1 protein-coding gene and 1 pseudogene are annotated in these 563 nt (G+C 70.5%); one reads left to right on the top strand and one right to left on the bottom strand.

Features of this window, described 5'->3' with window-relative positions:
- Positions 1-166 (bottom strand): OB-fold nucleic acid binding domain-containing protein (locus B1729_RS20315; protein ID WP_239539733.1); only part of this gene is annotated, 166 nt, incomplete at its 3' end.
- A 181-nt stretch (positions 167-347) separates the two neighbouring features.
- Here B1729_RS20315 and B1729_RS20310 point away from each other — a divergent pair.
- A pseudogene (locus B1729_RS20310) lies at positions 348-563 on the top strand (DedA family protein); the annotation flags it as partial.

The raw sequence follows: 563 nt of genomic DNA, 5'->3' as shown, positions 1-563 counted from the left end.
CGGCCGGCCGCGTCGCCGGGTTGACCAGCTGCACCGCCCCGGTCTCGTCGCGAAGGATGACGAACTGCACCTTCTTCTGATCGCGGACGGTCTCGACCCATCCGGAGACGGAGACGGGGCCGTCGGAGAGGCCCTTGAGCTGGTTGACGAGAACGCGTTCGGTCACGAGCGACAAGTCTACGTCGCGGCCTGGGCCCGGACGCCCAGGGGCCCCGGGCGACCCCCGGGGGGATCGGGGGGCTGGCACCCAGGAACGATTCACCCGCCCCGCCTAGCGTGGAGGAGTCGTCGCCCTCAGGGCACGGCCGCCGCCATCCTCGAGCCCGCCCACAGATCTGGAACCCGGAATGACGACCGTGAAGACGACCGATGGATCCTGGCTGAGCACCCTCGCCGACTGGGCGGTCTCGCTCATGGATGTGATCGGGCCCGCCGGCGCAGGCATCGCGATCGCGATGGAGAACCTGTTCCCGCCGCTGCCCAGCGAGGTGATCCTGCCGATGGCGGGACTGGCCGCGAGCCGCGGCTCGTTCACCGTCGTCGAGGCTCTCGTGTGGACCACC

This window comes from Microbacterium sp. B35-04, assembly GCF_010634885.1.
GTDB lineage: Bacteria > Actinomycetota > Actinomycetes > Actinomycetales > Microbacteriaceae > Microbacterium.
The sequence above is the reverse complement of the archived record's forward strand: the minus strand, read 5'-3'. Positions and strand labels throughout refer to the sequence as shown.